General features: G+C 66.8%; 17 protein-coding genes. 11 read left to right on the forward strand and 6 right to left on the reverse strand.

What is annotated here, in order from left to right:
• Positions 1–35 precede the first annotated feature (35 nt).
• Positions 36–716: a FadR/GntR family transcriptional regulator gene (locus EYS21_RS00435; protein ID WP_131131193.1), complete on the reverse strand. Its 681-nt coding sequence runs from the start codon at positions 714–716 to the stop codon at positions 36–38.
• Positions 717–722: 6 nt separating this feature from the next.
• Positions 723–1,958 (reverse strand): MFS transporter, encoded by a 1,236-nt coding sequence (locus EYS21_RS00440; protein WP_131131194.1) that lies wholly within the window; start codon positions 1,956–1,958, stop codon positions 723–725.
• 155 nt (positions 1,959–2,113) lie between these two features.
• On the opposite strand from EYS21_RS00440, the gene EYS21_RS00445 reads away from it, so the two are divergent.
• Positions 2,114–3,694, forward strand: a complete 1,581-nt coding sequence (locus EYS21_RS00445; protein WP_131131195.1) for a CYTH and CHAD domain-containing protein — start codon at positions 2,114–2,116, stop codon at positions 3,692–3,694.
• A gap of 120 nt (positions 3,695–3,814) precedes the next feature.
• Here the strand turns inward: EYS21_RS00445 and EYS21_RS00450 are convergent, their stop codons facing one another.
• A complete protein-coding gene (locus EYS21_RS00450; protein ID WP_131131196.1) occupies positions 3,815–5,251 on the reverse strand; it encodes a PucR family transcriptional regulator in 1,437 nt (478 codons plus the stop codon).
• Positions 5,252–5,408: 157 nt separating this feature from the next.
• On the opposite strand from EYS21_RS00450, the gene EYS21_RS00455 reads away from it, so the two are divergent.
• Together EYS21_RS00455 and gabT are read left to right on the forward strand one after the other, a co-directional pair.
• Positions 5,409–6,839: a gamma-aminobutyraldehyde dehydrogenase gene (locus tag EYS21_RS00455; protein ID WP_131131197.1), complete on the forward strand. Its 1,431-nt coding sequence runs from the start codon at positions 5,409–5,411 to the stop codon at positions 6,837–6,839.
• Between the two features lie 61 nt (positions 6,840–6,900).
• Positions 6,901–8,271: a 4-aminobutyrate--2-oxoglutarate transaminase gene (gabT, locus tag EYS21_RS00460; RefSeq protein WP_131131198.1), complete on the forward strand. Its 1,371-nt coding sequence runs from the start codon at positions 6,901–6,903 to the stop codon at positions 8,269–8,271.
• Between the two features lie 130 nt (positions 8,272–8,401).
• Here gabT and rarD read toward each other — a convergent pair whose 3' ends face one another.
• Positions 8,402–9,376 (reverse strand): EamA family transporter RarD, encoded by a 975-nt coding sequence (rarD, locus tag EYS21_RS00465; protein WP_131131860.1) that lies wholly within the window; start codon positions 9,374–9,376, stop codon positions 8,402–8,404.
• A gap of 138 nt (positions 9,377–9,514) precedes the next feature.
• On the opposite strand from rarD, the gene EYS21_RS00470 reads away from it, so the two are divergent.
• From EYS21_RS00470 to EYS21_RS00505, 8 genes are all read left to right on the forward strand, one after another.
• Positions 9,515–10,513: a DNA topoisomerase IB gene (locus EYS21_RS00470; RefSeq protein ID WP_131131861.1), complete on the forward strand. Its 999-nt coding sequence runs from the start codon at positions 9,515–9,517 to the stop codon at positions 10,511–10,513.
• A gap of 128 nt (positions 10,514–10,641) precedes the next feature.
• Positions 10,642–12,084, forward strand: coding sequence for an FAD-dependent oxidoreductase (locus EYS21_RS00475; RefSeq protein WP_131131199.1), 1,443 nt, complete (start codon positions 10,642–10,644; stop codon positions 12,082–12,084).
• 132 nt (positions 12,085–12,216) lie between these two features.
• Entirely contained in the window at positions 12,217–13,650 is a 1,434-nt protein-coding gene (locus EYS21_RS00480) for a helix-turn-helix domain-containing protein (RefSeq protein WP_131131200.1), read from the forward strand.
• Positions 13,651–13,821: 171 nt separating this feature from the next.
• Positions 13,822–15,345: an aldehyde dehydrogenase family protein gene (locus EYS21_RS00485; protein WP_131131201.1), complete on the forward strand. Its 1,524-nt coding sequence runs from the start codon at positions 13,822–13,824 to the stop codon at positions 15,343–15,345.
• Between the two features lie 55 nt (positions 15,346–15,400).
• Complete coding sequence (gene adhP, locus EYS21_RS00490; protein ID WP_207307651.1) at positions 15,401–16,423, forward strand: alcohol dehydrogenase AdhP; 1,023 nt, start codon at positions 15,401–15,403, stop codon at positions 16,421–16,423.
• Positions 16,424–16,439: 16 nt separating this feature from the next.
• Positions 16,440–16,889 carry a DUF779 domain-containing protein gene (locus EYS21_RS00495; protein ID WP_131131202.1) on the forward strand — a complete coding sequence of 150 codons (450 nt, stop codon included), beginning with the start codon at positions 16,440–16,442 and terminating at the stop codon, positions 16,887–16,889.
• Positions 16,890–17,064: 175 nt separating this feature from the next.
• On the forward strand, positions 17,065–18,636 hold the full coding sequence (locus EYS21_RS00500) for an amino acid permease (protein ID WP_131131203.1): 1,572 nt from the start codon (positions 17,065–17,067) through the stop codon (positions 18,634–18,636).
• Between the two features lie 102 nt (positions 18,637–18,738).
• Positions 18,739–19,350 carry a TetR family transcriptional regulator gene (locus EYS21_RS00505; RefSeq protein ID WP_131131204.1) on the forward strand — a complete coding sequence of 204 codons (612 nt, stop codon included), beginning with the start codon at positions 18,739–18,741 and terminating at the stop codon, positions 19,348–19,350.
• A 37-nt stretch (positions 19,351–19,387) separates the two neighbouring features.
• On the opposite strand, the gene EYS21_RS00510 is transcribed toward EYS21_RS00505, so the two are convergent.
• On the reverse strand, positions 19,388–20,023 hold the full coding sequence (locus EYS21_RS00510) for a DUF2461 domain-containing protein (RefSeq protein WP_131131205.1): 636 nt from the start codon (positions 20,021–20,023) through the stop codon (positions 19,388–19,390).
• A gap of 166 nt (positions 20,024–20,189) precedes the next feature.
• Positions 20,190–21,677: a catalase gene (locus tag EYS21_RS00515; RefSeq protein WP_131131206.1), complete on the reverse strand. Its 1,488-nt coding sequence runs from the start codon at positions 21,675–21,677 to the stop codon at positions 20,190–20,192.
• Between the last annotated feature and the right edge of the window lies 1 nt (position 21,678).

Here is a 21,678-nt window from a genome sequence, read left to right on the forward strand (position 1 = left end):
CCGGTTGGAGTGTGGCGAAACCCTGCAATGCGGGGCTACGCGCCCAGCCACTCCGAGCAGGAGTTCAGGTTCCGGTTGACGCTGGCCACGGCGGCGTCGCCGTCGCGCGCCTCGATGGCATCCACGAGGGTGTCGTGGCCTTCGTGCGGGAGGCCCTCAAAGCCGGCGCGGACGTGCTGCTTCAGCAGGTCGTCATGGAAAACGTCGCCGAAGCTGACGTACAGCTCGTGCAGCAGCGGGTTCCGGGATGCCTGGGCCACGCGCTCATGGAAACCCCAGTCGGCGCGGGCCCACGCCGCGTAGTCGGCGGCGTGCCAGGCCGCATCGCGCTCGGCGAGCAGGGCACGCAGGGCGGAGACGTCGTCGTCCGTTGCATGCCGGGCGGCGAGGCGGGCTGCCTGGGTGTCCAACCCCACCCGGACCTCCAGGATGTGCTCCTCGGTGTGGTCCTGGTACATGCGCCGCGCCGCGCCGGACATCTCGCTGGTGGCGCGGACGTAGGTGCCGTCCCCGCGCCGGACTTCCAGCATGCCGCTGTGGGCCAGGGCCTTGACCGCCTCGCGGAGGGTGCCGCGGGAGACGCCGAGCTTGGCCATCAGCTCGGGTTCGGACGGAATCCGCTGCTGCAGCGGCCACTCGCCCGAGTGGATCATGGCGCGCAGCTTGGCGGTGATTTCGTCGGCCAGCGGCTGGCGGTGCGAGGTGCTCAGGGTCATGGTGGCCTACTTCTTCTTCGCGGCCGGGCGGCCGTTAACTGCCGGGCGGCCGCTGATCAGGTGCGCAACAACAATCTGGACCAGGGCGAGGCCCAGCAGGATGGCGAGAGGCAACGTCCAGCCGCCGGTGGCGCTGTGCAGCAGCCCGGTGCCGAACGGGCCCGCCGTGGCCAGCAGGTAACCGGTGGACTGGGCCAGGGTGGACAGGGCCGTGGTCTCCGCGGTGCTCTCGCCGCTGCGGCTGATCATCACCATCACCAGCGGAAAAATGCCCAGACCGAAGCCCAGCAGGACCGCCGGGACCACCGCCAGTGACACCGGCAGGAACAACAGCAGCGCCACGCCCGCCGCCATGGTGACGCTGGCCAGGTAGAAGGCCGGCCGGAGCATCCGCGGGCGGGAGCCGATGGCGATCAGCACCATCCCGGCCGGCACGGACACCAGCTGCATCAGCCCGTACATCAGGCCGCTCGCCGACGCGCTGAGCCCCATGGTGGTCAGCATGTACGGGAACCAGCTCAGCAGCGCATAGGCGAGAAGGGCCTGCAGGGTGAAAATCGCGGTCAGCAGCAGGCCCTTGCGGGTGCGCAGCAGCGGCCACGGCGAGATGTGGCCGGCCGTGGCGCGGACGCTGTTGCGGTGGGCGTGCAGCGCCACGGGAAGGAAGCCCAGGAACGCGGCCACGGCCATGATGCCGATCGCCCCGACGGCGGCCGAGGGGGATCCCAGTGCCTGCGCCAGCGGGACTACGGCGACGGCGGTCACGGTGGCCCCGGTGGTCATGGTCACCGTATACAGCGCGGTCATCAGCGACGTCTTACGGGCGAAGTGTTCCCGGATGAAGGACGGCATGGCCACGTTGCAGACCGCCAGTCCGGACATCCCCAGCACGGTGCCGCCTACCAGCGCGCCCGTGGCCGGGATGCCGCGGACCATCAGCCCGCCGGCCAGCATCGCCAGCGCCAGCAGGATGGCTTTCTCAACGCCCAGCCGCCCAGTCAGCCAGGACGTGCCTGCGCCCGCCACCGCAAAACACAGGGTGGGAATGGACGGAATGATCGACGCCACCAGCGGCCCGTAGCCGAGCACCACCTGGAGGTCGTGCAGCAAGGCCGACGCCCCGGTGATCCCGGCGCGGAGGTTCAGGCCGATGAGCACCAGGGCAATGACACCCAGCACGACGGCGGTGCGCGGCTTGGGTGGGGCGTCCAGTGCGGAGGGGGCTGAGGCGGCGGTGGTCATCTAACAAGGTTAGACGTTAGACGTTTGATGTCTAGAGTTTTGTGGCCAACCTCTCCCGGCCGTTAACGTCGGGGCCATAGACTCGTGGCCACGGCATGTCCGGACAGCATGGTCCGGATGCGCCGCAGTGAAGTGATGTGGAAGGACGGCGCGCAGTGGTTACCCAGGGAGTCGAGATCGAAAAGAAGTACGACGTCGGCGAGGCGGCCGAGGTGCCGTCCCTGACCGGCGTGCCGGGAGTGGCGCGGGTGGGGGAGCCGCGGGCGGCAACCCTGGATGCCGTGTACTTCGACACCGACAGGCACACCCTGGCCTCACGGCGGATGACCCTGCGCCGGCGGACCGGCGATACCGACGCCGGGTGGCACCTGAAACTCCCGGCGGAAGCCGTGCCCGGCGCATCCGACGCTGCCGCCGGTTCAGCACCCCAGCAGCGGCGTGAGCTCCACGAGCCACTGGGCCAGGCCGACGTCGTGCCTGACAGGCTGCTGGCGCACCTGCGCGCCTACCTGCGTGGCGATGACGTGGCGCCGGTGGTCAGGCTGGAGACCAGGCGGACCACCTACCCGTTGTATGCCGAAGACGGCATGCACCTGGCGGACCTTGCGGACGACCGCGTGAGTGCGGACCTGCTCGGCGCCGCGGGGGATTCCGGCACGACCCAGCGGTGGCGCGAGTGGGAACTTGAGCTCGTCCATGGCAGCCCCGAGCTCTTCCCAGCAGCGGACAACGCCCTCGCCGCCGCGGGAGCCAGCCCTGCCGAATATGCCTCGAAACTGGCGCGGGCGCTCGCCGGCGGGCCGGACCTGAGTCCCCACGACCGGGCCGCCCCGGCCGCTGCAGCCGCCGGCAGGAAATCGCCTGCGACCGCCGTCGTCACGGCCTACCTCGGTGCGCAGATCCAGGAGATCCTGGCGCGCGATCCGGGTGTCCGCCTGGAAGAACCCGAAGCCGTCCACGAGATGCGCTCAGCCACGCGCCGGGCACGTTCGGTGCTCTCGGCCTACCGGCAGCTCTACAGCGCAGTGGCAGTCCGGCGGCTGTGTGATGAACTCAAATGGCTCGGCCAGATCCTCGGGGAACCCCGTGACGCCGAAGTCATGCTGGACCGGCTCCGCGGCCATATCGACGAACTTGAGCCCGGCCCGGCCGCGACGGCCGTGAAGGCCCAGCTGGAGAACGACCTGGGGGACACCCTGGACACGGCCTACCGGAAACTCCAGGGCACCCTGCTGTCCGAACGGTACTACCGGCTGCTGGACGACCTCGAACGCTTCCGCGACCAGCCCCCCGCCAGGCCGGAGGCGGATGCTCCGGCCCGGAAGATGGCCGGCAAGCTGGTGGGCAAGGCCGCCAAGCGGCTGCGCCTCTCGCACCGGGCGGCGAAGAATGCGCGGCGGGGCGCTCCGCACGAATCCGCCCTGCACCAGGTCCGCAAGGATGCCAAGAAGGTGCGGCACGTGGCGGAGTCGATGGTGCCGGTCCACGGCAAGCGGGCGGTGAAGGTCGCGAAGGCCGCGCACCGGCTGCAGCAGGCACTGGGCGATTTCCACGACGGTGTCATCGCCCGGGACCTGCTGGCTGAGTTAGGCGCCATCCCGGGCCTGCCCGAACCCGTCGCCTCGGCCTACATCACGCTCCAGACCCGGCAAGTCCAGCTCGCGGCCGAAGCCGAGGCGGCGTACGTGAAGGCCTGGAAGAAGTCGAAGAAGCGCCTGAAAGCCGGGGTGCTCTAGGCAGGCCGGTTCGAGTGTCCGGCTTTGGCGCCCACCACCCACTGCAACGCGGGGTCACTTAACGCCCAATGCGGCCCGTTCTTTGGGCATTAAGTGACCCCGCGTTGCTGACAGCGGGGACTACCTGCCCTGCCGGCCGCCGAGCCTCGCGACAGCAAGGGCCAGCCACAGCTGCACCCGGTCTGCCGTGACCGAGGGGTCGTAGCCGGTCAGCTCGGTGATCTGCGCCAGGCGGTAGCGCACGGTGTTCCGGTGCAGGGTCAGGGCTTCGGCGACGGCGGCCACCGAACCGTTGTTGCCCAGGTAGCTTTCCAGGGTGGTCATCAGTTCCGCTCCGTGGGCGTTATCGAAGGTCCGCAGGGGATTGAGGGATTCGTTGGCCATGTCCGCCAGCGGGACATCCTCGCTCGCCAGCAGCAGCGAGGTCAGGCTCAGCCGTTCCGGTTCGTTCACCGGCAGGCCATGGCTGGCCGCATCGCGGGCCTCGAAGTAGCTCCAGCGCAGGCCGTTGGGCTTGGTGTACGCGCCGCCGATGCCGATCGTCGCATGGATGCCGGCCTCAGCCAGGTGGTCGCTGAGTCTCCGGGCCAGCGCAGGTGCCGCGCCGCCGTCGTCGTTAATCACCACCACCAGGTCCTTCCCGACGACGGCGGCGACCGCGTTCTCCAGCGGCTGCGGCACCGAGGTGCTCACCAGGGCCTTGTGGTGGGCGGCCGACACCGCCAGCAGCACCACGTTCTTGCGGGTGCTGTTCAGCCCCACGCCCGCGAGCCTGCGCTGGGCCTCGCTGGTCTCGAGGGCACCGTGGATGACGTCCTCCAGCACCTGGCCGCAGAGGGCGCGCTGGGCCTGGCGCTGCTTGACCATGTTGTTCAGCTCCACGCTGATCAGGTTCTGGGCGTAGCCGATGATGCCCGAATCCTCGAACGGCTGGCGGACCCAGAGGGTGCAGGCATCGCGGCGGCCGGTGGGGATCGGGTAGGAGGCCCAGGTGTCCGCGGAGGGGTGGTCCTGGCTGCTGCTGTAGAGCTGCGCCGTGAACTGGGTGAGGGCGATGTCGGTCCGGAGCATGCTGCCCAGGTGCTTCAGCAGTTCCGCCAGGCCGCCGCCGGTCAGGAGCGCCCGGGCCAGGACCTGGTGCCCGGCGATCAGCCGCTCCAGCTTGGAGTAGTGGTCTGCGGACTGGGCGTCCGCCACCAGCTTGCCTATGGCGATGAACGGCGTCTCGTACGGGACTTCCACCATGGGCAGGCCCCAGCGGTTGGCCTCGGCGATCATGGCCGGCGGGACGGCGTCGTGCGAGAGGCCGATGCCGAAGCCGATCCCCACGGCACCGGCGCGCTGGACCTGGCGGACAAACCGGCGCTGTTCCGGCGCGGACTTCAGGCGCAGGCCGGTGGTGAGCACCAGTTCGCCGCCGTTGATGAACCGCTGCGGATCCTCGAGTTCCGTCACGGCGACCCAGTTGATGTCCTGGTGCCAGGTGGTTTCGGCGAGGCCTGCCTTGGACAGGTTCAGGGAGCTCACGCCAAGGAGTGCAGCGAGGGAAATGGCCATGGTTTAAAGGATAGCCGGGCGCTGGGCAACCGCACTAAACATGTTCGTCAAGGGTGTGCAGGTGGCTATTCCCTGGCTAGGGGTGCTGGCATAGGCTCAAAGCAGTCGCATCCATCCGCTTCGCAGCTGATGATCCCTATGAAAGAGGTTGCACACCGTGGTTCAAACCTTGCAGAACTTCATCAACGGTGAGTTCGTCACGCCCGCCGGCACCGGCCTGCTGGACATCGTCAATCCCACCAACGGCGAAGTCGTGGCCCAGTCACCCATCTCCGTCCAGGCCGACGTTGATGCGGCGATGACCGCCGCCAAGGATGCGTTCAAGACCTGGAAGCACGTCACCCCCGGCCAGCGCCAGCTGATGCTGCTCAAGCTCGCCGACGCCGTCGAGGCCAACAGCGACGAACTCGTCGAAGCCCAGCACCGCAACACCGGCCAGGTCCGCAGCCTGATTGCCTCCGAGGAAGTTGCCGCCGGCGCCGACCAGCTCCGATTCTTCGCCGGCGCCGCCCGCATCCTCGAAGGCAAGTCCGCCGGAGAATACTTCGAGGGCCACACCTCCTACGTACGCCGCGAACCCATCGGCGTCGTCGCCCAGGTGGCACCCTGGAACTACCCCTTCCTGATGGCCATTTGGAAGATCGGCCCCGCCCTCGCTGCCGGCAACACCGTGGTCCTCAAGCCCTCCGACACCACCCCCGAATCCACCCTGGTACTGGCCCGCCTGGCAGGCGAAATCCTGCCCGCCGGCGTGCTGAACGTTGTCCTCGGAACAGGCGAAACCGGCGCCATGATGGTGGAGCACAAGGTCCCCGGCCTGGTCTCCATCACCGGCTCGGTCCGGGCCGGCATCGCCGTCGCGTCCGGAGCTGCGAAGGGCCTCAAGCGCGCCCATCTGGAACTCGGCGGCAAGGCCCCGGCCATCGTGTTCAAGGACGCCGACATCAAAAAGAGCGCCGCGGCCATCGCCGAGTTCGCCTTCTTCAACGCCGGCCAGGACTGCACCGCCATCACCCGCGTGCTGGTTGAGGATTCGGTCCACGACGACGTTGTGGCGGCCATGGTGGAGCACACCAGGACCCTGCACACGGGCTCGCAGAACGATGAGGACAACTACTTCGGCCCGCTGAACAACGTGAACCACTTCAACGCCGTGACGTCGGTAGTGGAGCACCTCCCGGAGAACTGCAAGATCGTCACCGGTGGCCACCGCGCAGGCGACAAGGGCTTCTTCTTCGAACCCACCATCGTCACCGGCGCCAAGCAGACGGACGACATCGTGCAGAAGGAAACCTTCGGCCCGGTCATCACGGTGCAGAAGTTCAGCACCGAGGAAGAGGCAGTGGAACTGGCGAACGACGTCGAGTACGCCCTGGCTTCCAGTGTCTGGACGTCCGACCACGGAACGGCGATGCGACTGAGCCGCGACCTGGACTTCGGCGCCGTGTGGATCAACACCCACATCCTCCTCACCGCCGAAATGCCCCACGGCGGCTTCAAGCAGTCCGGCTACGGCAAGGACCTCTCCATGTACGGCGTCGAGGACTACACGCGCATCAAGCACGTGATGTCCGCCCTCGATGCATAACTACCCGGTGGTCGAGCTTGTCGAGACCCCAACATCCCCAGCTTTCAAGAAAGGCTTCTCCATGACCACCACCGCAAGTGAACTCACCTTCCGCCTGGAGCAGAAGCGCCGTGTCCAGGCCGACTTCCCGGGCCCCAAGTCCGTGGCCCTGACCGAACGCCGCAAGGCAGTTGTTGCCGCCGGCGTCGCCTCGAGCGTTCCCGTCTACGTGGCGGACGCCGACGGCGGCATCATCCACGACGTCGACGGCAACTCCTTCATCGACCTCGGCTCGGGCATCGCGGTGACCAGCGTCGGCGCGTCCGATCCCGCCGTCGTCGGTGCCGTGAAGGAAGCCGTTGAGCACTTCACCCACACCTGCTTTATGGTCACCCCGTACGAAAGCTACGTGGCCCTCGCCGAGCAGCTGAACCGCCTGACCCCGGGCGACCACGAAAAGCGCACGGTGCTGTTCAACTCCGGTGCCGAGGCAGTGGAGAACGCCGTCAAGGTGGCCCGGCTCGCAACCGGACGGGACGCCGTCGTCGCCTTTGACCACGCCTACCACGGCCGCACCAACCTGACCATGGCGCTGACCGCCAAGGCCATGCCGTACAAGACCAACTTCGGCCCGTTCGCGCCCGAGGTCTACCGCATGCCCATGAGCTACCCGTACCGCGAAGAGAACCCCTCGATCACCGGTGCCGAGGCCGCCAAGCGCGCCATCACCATGATTGAGAAGCAGATCGGCGGCGACCAGGTGGCCGCGATCATCATCGAACCCATCCAGGGCGAGGGCGGCTTCATCGTTCCCGCCGAAGGCTTCCTGCCGGCTCTCGCCGACTGGGCCAAGGAAAAGGGCATCGTCTTCATCGCCGACGAGGTCCAGTCCGGTTTCTGCCGCACCGGCGAATGGTTCGCCGTGAACCACGAAGGTGTTGTCCCGGACATCCTGACCATGGCCAAGGGAATCGCCGGCGGCATGCCGCTGTCCGCGATCACCGGCCGCGCGGACCTGCTCGACGCCGTCCACCCGGGCGGCCTCGGCGGCACCTACGGCGGCAACCCGGTTGCGTGCGCTGCCGCGCTGGCTGCGATCGGGTCCATGGAGGAATACAACCTCGCCGGGCGCGCCCGCCACATTGAGGCGCTCGCCACGGGTCGCCTGCAGAAGCTCCAGGCCGAGCTGGCTGCTTCCGGATCCGCCGTGATTGGCGACATCCGCGGCCGTGGCGCCATGCTGGCCATCGAACTGGTCCAGACCGGCTCCAAGGAACCCAACCCGGAGCTGACCAAGGCCGTGGCCGCTGCCTGCCTCAAGGATGGTGTCATCATCCTCACCTGCGGCACCTACGGCAACGTCATCCGCCTGCTCCCGCCGCTCGTCATCACCGACGAGCTGCTGAACGACGGCCTGGACGTCCTGGCCGCCGCGATCAAGGCAAACGCCTAGGACGCAGCCCCACAGAGTTAGCGCCTCCTCGCAACGGCGCGAACACATAGCGCGAACTGGCAGCAGATGACCTCAAATCCCGGATTTGACGTCATTAACTGCCAGTTCGCGCTTGTTTAAACGTGCGGCTTTATGCGGTGCGGGCGCGCTTCCTCGCCACGGAGTTCTTGCGGGTGGTGCGGAGCATGTCCACGGTGAGGACCAGCAGCGCCAGCCACACCACGCCGAAGCCGATCCAGCGGTCAAGGGTCATGGCTTCCTGGAACACCAGCAGCGCCACAACGAACTGGAGCACGGGAGCGAAGTACTGCAGCAGCCCGATCGTGGTCATCGGCAGCCGCCGTGCCGAGGCCCCGAAGAACAGCAGCGGTACCGCGGTGATCACTCCGGAGGCCAGCAGGAGCCAGAAATGCCCGGCGCCTTGGCTAGTGAGGGTGGCCACGCCACTCACGCCCAGCCACACCATGGTGGCGGCAGCCAACGGCGCCAGGACCATTGTTTCCACGCTGAGGCTGGTCACGGCGTCGACCTTGGGCCCCACGCGTTTCTTCACGAACCCGTACAGGCCGAAGCTCACCGCCAGCGTCAGCGCGATCCACGGAAGTTTGCCGTAGGACACCGTCAGCACGCCCACGGCAATAAAACCGATCCCGACGGCGGCCCACTGGAGCGGACGCAGCCTCTCCTTCAGGACGAACACGCCGAGCAGGACGGACACAAGCGGGTTGATGAAGTAGCCCAGCGAGGCTTCGACGGCCTGCCCGGTGGTCACGCCGTAGGTGTAGGTCAGCCAGTTGATGGCGATGAGCACGGCGGCGATGGCCAGGGTGGCGAAGACTGAACGGTCGCGGAAGGCGCCCGCGATGGCCCGCCATGAGCGGGTGACCGTGATGAGCAGTGCGCAGAAGATCAGCGACCAGACCACGCGGTTGGCCACGATTTCCACCGCGCCGGCCGGCTGCAGCGCAAAGAAGTACAGGGGGAGCAGCCCCCACAGGCCGTACGCGCCGACACCGAAGGCGATCCCCGCCGTCGTCTCCTTGTCCACTGCCTTGAGCCCGGGCGCCGGCACACCGGGGCTGGACCGGGTTTGCCGGGCTGGCATCGCGGGGACGCTGGGGGAGGAGACGGATCCGTCGGGAGTAGGCACCTAACCATTAACACCAGTTGATGGACAGGTATTCCACCAAGTAGTCAGTATGCTTGCTTTTATGACAAGGATGAACCCGGCGGAGTGCGCGGCGTGAGGCTCCGCCGCAGCAACGCCTCCGGCCGCGGCTACCGCCGGGTTGCCGCCGGGACTGGCTTCAGCTACCGGGACCTTGACGGCTCCACGCTGCAGCCGGGCCCCATCCGGGACCGGCTCGAAAGCATCGGCATCCCGCCGGCCTGGACGGACGTGTGGATCGCGCCGTTCGACAACGGGCACATCCAGGCAACGGGGCTCGACGCCGTGGGCCGGCGGCAGTACATCTACCACCCTGAGTGGCGGGAGCGGAAGGACCGGGTCAAGTTCGACCGTGCCCTGCAGCTGGCGGAGTCCCTGCCCACCGCCCGCCGCCTGGTCACCCTGGACCTGCGCACCGACGGCCACAGCCGCGAACGCGTCCTGGCTGCCGCCTTCAGGATGCTGGACAGCGGCTCCCTCCGGGTGGGCTCCGAGAAGTACACCAACGAAAACGGCAGCCATGGCCTGGCCACGCTCCTGTGCGCCCACGTCCACGTGCGGAAGGAATGCCTGGAGCTGAAGTTCCCGGCCAAGAGCGGCAAGGACTGGGAATCGGAAATCCACGACGCCGACCTCGCCGCCCTGGTGCGCACGCTCAAGCGGCGCGGCGGCAACGCCCGGCTGCTGGCGTTCAAGAACGGGCGCAGCTGGCACCCGGTCACCAGCGCCGACATCAACGCCTACGTCAAGGAGCGCACAGGCTCGGACTTCACCGCCAAGGACTTCCGCACCCTGCGCGGCACCGTTGCCGCCGCGGTCAGCCTGGCCCGCAGCGGCCCGCAGAAAACCGTTGGCGCCCGGAAGCAGGCCATCAGCGCAGCCATGCAGGACGCGTCCGCCGTGCTGGGGAACACGCCGTCGATCGCGCGCAAGAGTTACGTGGATCCGCGGCTGCTGGACCACTTCGCCGCCGGTGAAACGATCGACCCGAGGCGGGTGGACTCGGCGGAGTCCGAGCTGCGGGCGCTGCTGTACCGCGAAGGGGACGTTGTTCCGTTGCAGAATAGCGGCTGAGTCCTGCGTCACGGGTTACCCCGTCCGGCCCTGCAGACATTTAGAATGGGGCATTGTGCGCTTCCTGCACTGTGCGCGCTGCTGCACTGTGCCTCCGGCGCAATATCCTGCTTCCAGAAGGGCTTCCGGTGTCCAACCCAGGCGAAACCAGCTCCAAACGTCCCCTCCGCGTCGCCATTGTGGGCGCCGGACCGGCGGGGGTTTACGCCGCGGACATCCTCACCAAGTCCAACGAGGTCAAGGGCGGCGACTTTGAAGTCAGCATTGACCTGTTCGAGGCCTACCCCGCGCCGTATGGCCTGATCCGCTATGGCGTGGCCCCGGACCACCCGCGCATCAAGGGCATCGTCAACGCCCTGCACAAGGTCCTGGACCGCGGCGACATCCGCTTCCTGGGCAACGTCACCTACGGCCGGGACCTCACCCTGCACGACTTCCGCGCCTTCTATGACGCCGTGATCTTCTCCACCGGCGCCATCAAGGACGCCCGGCTGGACATCCCCGGCATCGAGCTGGACGGCTCCTACGGCGGCGCCGACTTCGTCTCCTGGTACGACGGCCACCCGGACGTTCCCCGCGAATGGCCGCTGGACGCCAAGGAAATCGCCGTCATCGGCAACGGCAACGTGGCCCTCGACGTCGCCCGGATGCTGGTCAAGCACGCCGATGAACTGCTCACCACCGAAATCCCGGACAACGTCTACCAGGGCCTGAAAAACTCGCCCGTCACGGACGTCCACGTCTTCGGCCGCCGCGGGCCCGCCCAGGTGAAGTTCACTCCGCTGGAGCTGCGCGAACTGAGCCACATGAAGGACGTGGACATCGTCCTGTACCCCGAGGACTTCGAATTCGACGAAGCATCCGACGACGCGATCCGCAGCAACAACCAGATCAAAACCATGGTGAACACCCTCACCAACTGGCTCGTCGAGGAGCACGCCGAAGCTGAGGAACCCTCCTCCCGCCGCCTTCACCTGCACTTCCTGCACAGCCCGGTGGAGATCTACGAGGACGCCGACAACGGCGGGACCGGGAAAGTGGCAGGCATCAAGTTCGAGCGCATGCAACTGGACGGCACCGGCAACGTCAAGGGCACCGGCGAGATGGTGGACTACCCCGTGCAGGCCGTCTACCGCGCCATCGGCTACCACGGCTCGGCGCTGGACGAACTGGAGTACGACGCCAAGCGCGGCGTGGTCCCGAACGAGGGCGGCCGCGTGCTGGACGCCGACGGCGCCCCGGTCCCGGGCATCTACACCACGGGCTGGATCAAGCGTGGCCCGGTTGGCCTGATTGGGCACACCAAGGGCGACGCCCTGGAGACCATCGGCTTCCTGCTCGAGGACCGCCTCACACTGCCGCCGGCGCAGAACCCGGACCCGCAGGCGATCATCCACCTGCTGGAGGAGCGCGGCATCGAGTACACCACGTGGGAAGGCTGGAACAAGCTCGACGCCCACGAAGCAGCCCTCGGCGCGGCGTGGACAGGCACTGACGGGACTGACGGCGTCGTCCGCGAACGCATCAAGGTGGTTCCGCGCGAGGAAATGATCAGCATCTCCCGCGAGTAGTCCGCGACTGACCTCCGTCCGCCCCCACACTCCGGCCCTAGGCGGGCGTGCGGGCGCGGGGCTACACTTGTGGCCACACCAAGGCTGTCGGCAATGCGCCGCGCCTGCAGGCTGAGCGCAAGTGGGAATTCGATGAGGAACCTGATCCACCCGGCGGCTCCCGGTAACGAATCCGAGGGCCTGATTCAGCGCAGTGCCCTGGCGGGCCATGAACGGCTCGACGGCGTGATCCGCCTCGCCGGTCCCGGCGCCGGTTTCCCCGGCGCCGGCTTCCCGGGCGCAGAGGAAATCCCCGGCCTGCGCAAGCTGATCCGCGAGTCCTGGCAAAGGTCGGCGCAGCTGTTGGCCAACCCGGACAACCCCGAAGCGCCCCTGGCGCTGGACACGGACGAGCTCGAGGAATACCGCCGCCAGCACCCGCTCGCCAGCATCATGCCCGTGATCCACAAGCTCCTGGTCCAGCCCAGCCACGACAGCGGCCTCCTGGTAGCCGTGGGTGACGAGGTGGGCCGGCTGCTCTGGGTGGAGGGCGACCCGGTCCTGCAGCGCCGCGCGGAAGGCATGATGTTCGTGCCCGGCGCGGACTGGTCCGAGGCCACCGTGGGCACCAGTGCACCCGGAACGGCCCTGGCCCTGGGCCGCGGCATCCAGATTTCCGGAGCCGAGCACTACCAGCGGTCGGTGCACCCCTGGAGCTGCACCGCGGTGCCCTTCCATGATCCGGATTCCGGCGCGCTGCTGGGCGTTGTGGACATCACGGGCAAGGCCTCTGCCGTGGCGCCCCACACGCTGTCGCTCGTCGAAGCCACCGTGGCTGCCGCGCAGGCGCAGTTGCGCGTTGAACGGCTCCAGCTGGCGGCAACCCTGGCCAGCCGGCCAGCGCGACGGCGGAGCAGCAGTTCCGCGGCCAGGGCAGGTTCGGCGCGGGCCCAGGGAGCGGGGGCCGGCGGCGCGAAGGAAGGCAGCCTGTACCGCAACAGCCTGCAGCTGCTGGGCCGCGACCAGGCTTTGCTCAGCATCGAAGGCAAAACCGTGGCGCTGTCCGCCCGGCACAGCGAAATCCTCGCCCTGCTGAGCACCCACCCGGACGGGCTGAACGCCGAGGAGCTCAGCGTCCTGCTCTACCCGGGCGACGGCTCCACCATGACGCTCCGCGCCGAAATGGTCCGGCTGCGCAAGATCCTGCACCAGCTCAACCCGGCCGCCGTCCCCGAATCCCGGCCGTACAAGCTCAGCATGGACCTGGTCCCGGACAGCGGCCAGGTACTCAGCTGCCTGCAGCGCGGCGCCCACCGCATCGCCCTGGAAATCTACCGCGGCGCAGTGCTCCCGCGGTCCGAGGCGCCGGGCATCATCGACCTCCGCGACAGGGTCTCCTCGCTGATGCGCGAAGCGGTGCTCACCGACGGCAGCGCCGAGACGCTGCTCAAGTACGCGGCACTGCCCGAGGCGAGGGACGACGTCGACGTCCGGACTGTGGCACTTAAGCTGCTGCCTGCGCGGTCGCCCAAGCGGGCCGCCGTCGTCGCCGACCTTGAACGGCTGGAAGCCGAACTCAGCGCCTAAAGCCCCTGGCCGGTGGTCGAGCTTGTCGAGACCCGGGGGACCCAGGGGCATCACCCGCCGTGATCCGGCTCACACGGTTGCAACCTGACTGCAACCTCCACGCTCCTACGCTGAAACCAACGGCGGACGCCAGCATCAAGCGCCGCCTCATGCACAGCAAAGGAGCTAGCAATGACTGTTTACGCACAGCCCGGTACCGACGGTTCGAAGGTCACGTTCAAGGACCGCTATGAGAACTGGATCGGCGGCGAGTGGGTTGCCCCCGTCAAGGGCCAGTACTTCGAAAACATCACCCCTGTCACCGGCAAAGTCTTCTGCGAGGTTGCGCGGGGCACGGCGGAGGACATCGAACTGGCGCTGGACGCCGCACACAAGATTGCGCCGTCCTGGGGCAAAACCTCGGTGGCCGAACGCGCCGCCATCCTGAACAAGATCGCCGACCGGATCGACGAAAACACCGAGATGCTGGCCGTGGCCGAATCCTGGGACAACGGCAAGCCCATCCGCGAAACCCTGAACGCGGACATCCCGCTCGCCGCGGACCACTTCCGCTACTTCGCCTCCGCCGTCCGCGCCCAGGAGGGCCGGCTGTCCCAGCTCGACGACGACACCACCGCCTACCACTACCACGAGCCGCTCGGCGTCGTGGGCCAGATCATCCCGTGGAACTTCCCCATCCTGATGGCCGTCTGGAAGCTCGCCCCGGCCCTCGCCGCCGGCAACGCCGTGGTCCTCAAGCCGGCCGAACAGACGCCGTCGTCCATCCTGGTCCTGATCGAACTCATCGGTGACCTGCTCCCGGCAGGTGTGCTGAACATCGTCAACGGCTTCGGTGTCGAAGCGGGCAAACCGCTCGCCTCCAGCCCGCGGATCCGCAAGATCGCCTTCACCGGCGAAACCACCACAGGCCGGCTGATCAGCCAGTATGCCAGCCAGAACCTGATCCCCGTCACCCTGGAACTGGGCGGCAAGAGCCCCAACATCTTCTTCAACGATGTTGCCGAAACGAACGACGCGTTCTACGACAAGGCCCAGGAAGGCTTCGCGCTCTTCGCCTTCAACCAGGGCGAAGTCTGCACCTGCCCGTCCCGCGCCCTGATCCAGGAGGATATCTACGACTCCTTTATGACCGACGCCGTTGCCCGGGTGGAGAAGATGATCCAGGGCAACCCGCTGGACACCGAAACCCAGGTGGGCGCGCAGGCTTCCAACGACCAGCTCGAAAAGATCCTCTCCTACATCGACATCGGAAAGCAGGAGGGCGCCAAAGTGCTCACCGGCGGTTCCCGGGCGGAGCTGCCCGGCGACCTGGCCGGGGGCTTCTACGTCCAGCCCACGGTCTTCGAGGGCCACAACAAGATGCGGATCTTCCAGGAGGAGATCTTCGGGCCGGTGGTTTCGGTCGCCCGCTTCAGTGACTATGACGACGCGATGGAAATCGCCAACGACACCCTCTACGGCCTCGGAGCCGGCGTGTGGTCCCGCAACGGCAACGTTGCGTACCGTGCCGGGCGCGAAATCCAGGCAGGCCGTGTCTGGGTCAACAACTACCATGCCTACCCGGCTGGCGCCGCGTTCGGCGGCTACAAGTCCTCAGGCATCGGGCGTGAAAACCACTCCATGATGCTGGACCACTACCAGCAGACCAAGAACCTCCTGGTCAGCTACAACGAGAACAAGCTGGGCTTCTTCTAAGCCCGGTCTGCGTCCACTGCATTACCACCGCTACAACAACGCAAGGATTTCGCCAATGACGACGACAATGCAAGCAGCAGTAGTAACCGAGTTCGGCAAGGATCTCCAGATCCAGACCCTCCCCATTCCCACCCCGGGCCGGGGTGAGGCGCTGGTCAAGGTCATCACCACCGGCGTCTGCCACACAGACCTCCACGCCGCGGAGGGCGACTGGCCGGTCAAGCCGTCACCGCCGTTCATCCCGGGCCACGAAGGTGTCGGCGAAGTGGTTGCCCTGGGTGATGGTGTCACTGACCTGGCCGTCGGAGACCTCGTCGGCAACGCCTGGCTCTGGTCCGCCTGCGGCGACTGCCAGTATTGCCGGACCGGCTGGGAGACGCTGTGTGAGGTGCAGAAGAATGCCGGCTACAGCGTGGACGGATCCTTCGGCGAGTACATGCTGGTGGACACACGCTTTGCGGCCAGGATCCCGGCCGGCTCGGACCCCGTGGAAGTTGCACCTGTGCTGTGCGCCGGCGTCACGGTTTACAAGGGCCTGAAAATGACCGAAGCCAGGCCGGGGCAGTGGGTCACGATCTCCGGTATCGGCGGCCTGGGGCACATCGCCGTCCAGTACGCCGTGGCCATGGGCCTGCGGGTGGCCGCCGTGGACATCGCGGACGACAAGCTCGCCCTGGCCAAGAAGCACGGTGCGGAGCTGACCGTCAACGCCCTGCACGAAGATCCAGCAGAAGTCATCCAGCGTGAAACCGGAGGTTGCCATGGAGTCCTGGTCACCGCGGTGCACCCGTCAGCTTTTGGACAGGCGATCGGCATGGCCCGCCGCGGCGGCACGATTGTGTTCAACGGGCTGCCGCCGGGCGACTTCCCGGCGCCCATCTTCGAGATTGTGCTCAAGGGCCTGACTGTCCGCGGCTCAATCGTCGGGACCCGGCAGGACCTGGAGGAGGCCCTCGAGTTCTACGCGGAGGGCAAGATCCACCCCACGGTATCCACCCGGGAACTCTCCGAGGTCAACGCCGTTCTTGACGAGATGAAGCATGCCAAGATCGACGGCCGCGTCGTCATCAAGTACTGATGGCGGCCGCGTTCTGATGACGGAGGCAAGGCTCGACGCCGCAGTGACGCTGCCCGGGGAGGACTTCTCCCGGGTGGCGCTCACCGCCGAGGCCGTGGGCCTGCTGCAGAAACTGTGGTTGCAGCACGGGCCGCTGATGTTCCACCAGTCCGGCGGCTGCTGCGACGGCTCTTCGCCCATGTGCTATCCCGCCGGGGAGTTCATCACCGGCGACTCGGACGTGCTGCTGGGCCTGTTCGACCTCTCCGGTGCCGGGACCGGCGGAGGCGTCACGTCCGACCCTCCCGGCGGCCCAGGGCACGGTCGGCCGCTGGAGTTCTGGATGTCCCGTGAACAGTTCAGCTACTGGAGCCATACGCACCTGACGGTGGACGTTGTTCCGGGCCGGGGCAGCGGGTTCTCGGTGGAGGCGCCGGAGGGGAAGCGCTTCCTCATCCGGTCCACCCTGATGGATTGGCCTGTTTAGGCAGTTCGATGTTTTACCCTCGAGGCCCTCCAAAAAGGAGGGCCTCGAGCTGTTTACCGCAATTAACTTCGGCATTAGGGCTGTCTCACGATGCGGGACAACTGGAACCGTCCAGTGGATGGACAGTAAAGTTGATAAGTCTGTTTCCATCCCCTATCAGGATTGTGGATCTCTTATGAACCTTCTCCGGACCAAATCAATCGAGCAGTCAATGGCCGACGCCGATGAACCCGGACGCAAGCTCAAACGGTCCCTCAGCACCTGGGACCTGATGATCATGGGTGTCGCCGTTGCTGTCGGGGCCGGCATCTTCTCCGTTGGAGCCAAGGCTGCAGCAAACTTTGCCGGACCCGCCGTGACCGTCTCCTTCGCCATCGCCGCCGTCACTTGCGCGCTGGCCATCATGTGCTACGCCGAGTTTGCCACCGCGATCCCCGTCGCCGGGTCAGCCTACGTCTTCACGTACGCCACGATGGGTGAACTGCTGGCCTGGATCATCGGCTGGAACCTGATCCTGGAACTCTTTACCGCCGCGGCCGTGATCGCCAAGTACTGGGGCATCTACCTCAGCAAGGTGTTCGCCCTGATGGGCGCCGACGTTCCGGCTGCCGTGTCCCTCGGCGGGGTCGACCTGTACTGGGGAGCCTTCCTGATCGTGGCGATCTTCACGGTCCTGCTGGTCCTGGGCACCAAGCTCTCCGCCCGGGTGGGCAACATCTTCACCCTGATCAAGATCGCCGTGGTCCTCTTTGTGATCGTGGTGGGCTTCACCTACGTCAAGTTCGAGAACTACAGCCCGTTTGTGCCCGCCGCTGAGCCCACCGGCGCCAGCGGCACCGCCGACGTGCTCAAGCAGTCCTTCTTCGGCTTCCTCACCGGCGCTGCCCCCGCCCAGTACGGCACGCTGGGCATCTTCGCCGGCGCAGCCCTGGTGTTCTTCGCCTTCATCGGCTTCGACGTGGTGGCCACGTCCGCCGAGGAAGTGAAGAACCCGCAGAAGACCCTGCCGCGGGGCATCTTTGGCGGCCTCGCCGTCGTCACGCTCCTCTACATCCTGGTCTCCCTCGCGCTGACGGGCATGGTGTCCTATACCGACCTGGCTGAAGCCAAGAACCCCACGCTGACCACCGCCTTCGAAGCGGTGGGCGACACCACCGCGGCGAAGGTCATCGCATTCGGATCCCTGATCGGCCTGACCACCGTGATCATGGTGCTTCTCATGGGCCTGTCCCGCGTGGTGCTGGCCATGAGCCGCGACGGCCTGCTGCCGCGTGCCCTGTCCAAGACCAGTGAAAAGCGTTCGACGCCGGCACGCCTGCAGGTGATCTGCGGCGCCGCCGTGGCACTCGTCGCCGGCCTCACCAACGTGGACCTGCTGGAGGAAATGATCAACATCGGCACGCTGTCCGCGTTTGTGATGGTGAGCCTGGGCATCCTGGTGCTGCGCAAGAAGCGCCCCGACCTCAAGCCCTCCTTCCGGGTGCCGTTCGGCAAGGTCCTTCCGGTTGTTTCCGCCGTTCTGTGCCTCTACCTGATGACCAACCTGGCGGTGGAGACGTGGATCTTCTTCGCCATCTGGCTGGTCATCGGACTCGCCATTTACTTCGCCTACGGCCAGCGCCACTCGCGCCTCAACGAGCGTTTCACCGAGGCCAAGGAAGCTGTCAACGGACCCTCGGACGCAACCGCTGACTCTGAGACTGCCGGCAAGACCTCTGACGACGAGGACGAGTTCAGCCGCGCCTAACCCGGCCGGATCAGACATGTCCCCGAAGCCGCCCGCTGACCTTTGCTGTGCCCGCAGCATGGACCGGCGGGCGGCTTCGCGGCTTTTACCTAAGATGGATCCATGGCCCGCCCCGCAAAACCTGAACGCAAGGCAGAGCTGCTCGCCGCGATCCTGGACTACCTGATGGACAAGACGCTGGCGGAACTGACGTTCCGCAGTCTGGCGGATGGCCTGGGCATCAGCGCGTACGTGCTGGTGTACCACTTCGGCAGCCGCGAGCAGCTGGTCAACGAGATCATCCGGTCCATCGAATCACGGCTGGACAGCATGCGCGGCGCTGACGTGCGCGACATCGACCGGGAAGCCTGGAGGACCTACCTGCTGGAGTCCTGGCAGTGGACCATGGCCCAGCGGAACCGGCACCTGGCCCGCCTCGAGTTCGAAGCCACGGCCCAGGACATCGTGGCAGCTGAGCCGCGCGGAACCTCCCAGGAACACTTCCGCATGCTCCACCACAAAACCCGCGACTGGCTGATGGTGCAGGGCATCCCGGAGGAATTCGCGGACACCGATGCCCGGCTTTTCACGTCCACCTTTTACGGCCTGCAGTTCGACTTTGTAGTGATGAACCAGCCCGAAGCCGCTACGAAGGCTTTTGAGCTGATGCTCACCGTCTTCTTCAACAACCTGGAAACCCGGCTCGCAGCAGTGGCTCAGGAGTCCTCTGCCTAACCCATCGGCAAAGACGGACCGGCTTTCGCAACCACCCTCAGGGTGAGGCGTGCCGGCCCACCCACTCCACCAGCGGCCGCAGCTGGTCCCACATTTCGGAGATCTTTGCGGCCGCTTCCGGGCTGTGCACCCAGTCGGGCTCACCCAGCTCAACGCGGGCGGACAGTGACTTGTGCTTCAGCAGCTCCGCCCGCGGGTGGTCCTTGTCGAACCCACGGGGCACGGTCTTCAGCTTTTCGCCCTCCACGGCAAAGCCGGCGGCGGCGACGGAATCAACGATCTGCCGGAGGGCTTCGCCGGTGCTTGAGGCATCAACGGAGTTCCGGAACCGGACCAGCTGGGCCGGCGTGCTGGTGTGGCAGCCGCCGCCCACCAGCAGGCCATCGGCGCTGACCTGCACGTAGTAGCCGACGCCTTCCTGGGTGGCCGCGAAGCCGCCCTGGGCCGTCTTGTACGGAGATTTGTCCTGGGAGAACCTGATGTCCCGGTTGGGACGGAAGACCTTGCCCGGCCCGAACCGCGGTTCGAGCTCGGCCAGCAGGGCCGTGACCGGGTCCCGGACCAGGGTGTTGTAGCTGTCCTTGTGCTCCAGCCACCACTCCCGGTTGTTGTTGTCCTCAAGTTCGGCATAAAACTCGAATGCCCCAGCGGGGATGCCTTGGAATGTACTCATGCAGTGATCCTAGGGACCGCAGCGGGCTCCAGCCAGAGCAGGTATCCGCTATGTGGATAGCGCCGGAGAAAGGGACAAGCAGCCGCAAAGCAGAACACCCCGCCGCGGAGTATCCGCAGCGGGGTGTTCTTAGGTGGCACAAGCCACCAAGTGGTGCAAGGGCCAATTAGCCGATCTTGTTGGCAGCCTCGGCGGCGGAGTCCGCAGCCGGAGCCGCACCCAGGTTGGCGCGCAGCTTGGCGCCGAGCTCGGTGTCGACGTTGGTCCAGTACTGGATGGCGCGTTCCTTGATGTCCGCGCTCTTCACGCCGCCCACGGCACCGGTGATGGTGTCCAGGAAGCGGGCCTTGGCGGCGTCGTCGTAGACCTCGCGGTACAGCGTGCCGGCCTGGCCGAAGTCGCTGTCCTCGGTGTGCAGGGTGTGCGCGGAGAGGGTCAGCTCGCCGTCGTTCTCCCAGCCGCCGCCGGCAACAGCCGGCTCAACTGCGGCCGGTCCGCCCACGGAGTTGGGGGCGTAGACCGGGACGGTGGGGGCGTTGAACAGGTAGCGTCCCGAGCCGTCCTGGCTGTAGTTGTTGACCTGGTTCTTGGGCTGGTTCACCGGGATCTGGGCGTGGTTGGTGCCTACGCGGTAGCGGTGTGCGTCGGCGTAGGAGAAGATGCGGGCCTGCAGCATCTTGTCCGGGGAGGCAGCGATGCCCGGCACGAAGTTCGACGGCGCGAAGGTGGCCTGCTCGATCTGCGCGAAGTAGTTCTCCGGGTTCTTGTTCAGCTCCATGGTGCCCACCTTGATCAGCGGGTAGTCGGAGTGCGGCCAGACCTTGGTGAGGTCGAACGGGTTGAACCGGTAGGTCTTGGCGTCCTCGTACGGCATGACCTGGACGTGCAGGTCCCAGGACGGGAAGTTGCCGGCGGCGATGTTCTCGGACAGGTCGCGGATGTAGAAGTCCGCGTCCGAACCGGCCAGCTCAGCAGCCTCGTCGCCTGTGATGGTCTTGACGCCCTGGTTGGACTGGAAGTGGTACTTGACCCAGAAGCGCTCGCCCGCGGCGTTGATCCACTGGTAGGTGTGCGAGCCGTAGCCCTGCATTTCACGCCAGGAAGCCGGCAGGCCGCGGTCGCCCATGAGCCAGGTGACCTGGTGCGCGGACTCGGGGGACAGGGTCCAGAAATCCCACTGCATGTCGGCGTCGCGCAGGTGGGTGCCCGGCAGGCGCTTCTGGGAGTGGATGAAGTCCGGGAACTTGATGCCGTCGCGGATGAAGAAGACGGGGGTGTTGTTGCCCACGAGGTCGTAGTTGCCCTCGGAGGTGTAGAACTTCACGGCGAAACCGCGGGGGTCGCGCCAGGTGTCCGGGGAGCCGTTCTCGCCGGCAACGGAGGAGAAGCGGATCAGCATCTCGGTCTCGGCACCCGGCTGCAGGAACGCGGCCTTGGTGTACTTGGAGATGTCCTCGGTGGCCTTGAACGTACCGAATGCGCCGCCGCCCTTGGCGTGCACTACGCGCTCCGGCACCCGCTCGCGGTTGAACTGGGCGAGCTTTTCCACCAGGTAGTGGTCGGTCAGGATGATGGCACCGTCGGCACCAACTGACTTCGAGTGCGCGTCGGACGTGACGGGCGCACCTGACTGGGTGGTTGAAATGGCAGTCATT

The sequence above is a fragment of the Arthrobacter sp. S39 genome, assembly GCF_004320525.1.
In the GTDB taxonomy this organism is placed as follows: domain Bacteria; phylum Actinomycetota; class Actinomycetes; order Actinomycetales; family Micrococcaceae; genus Arthrobacter.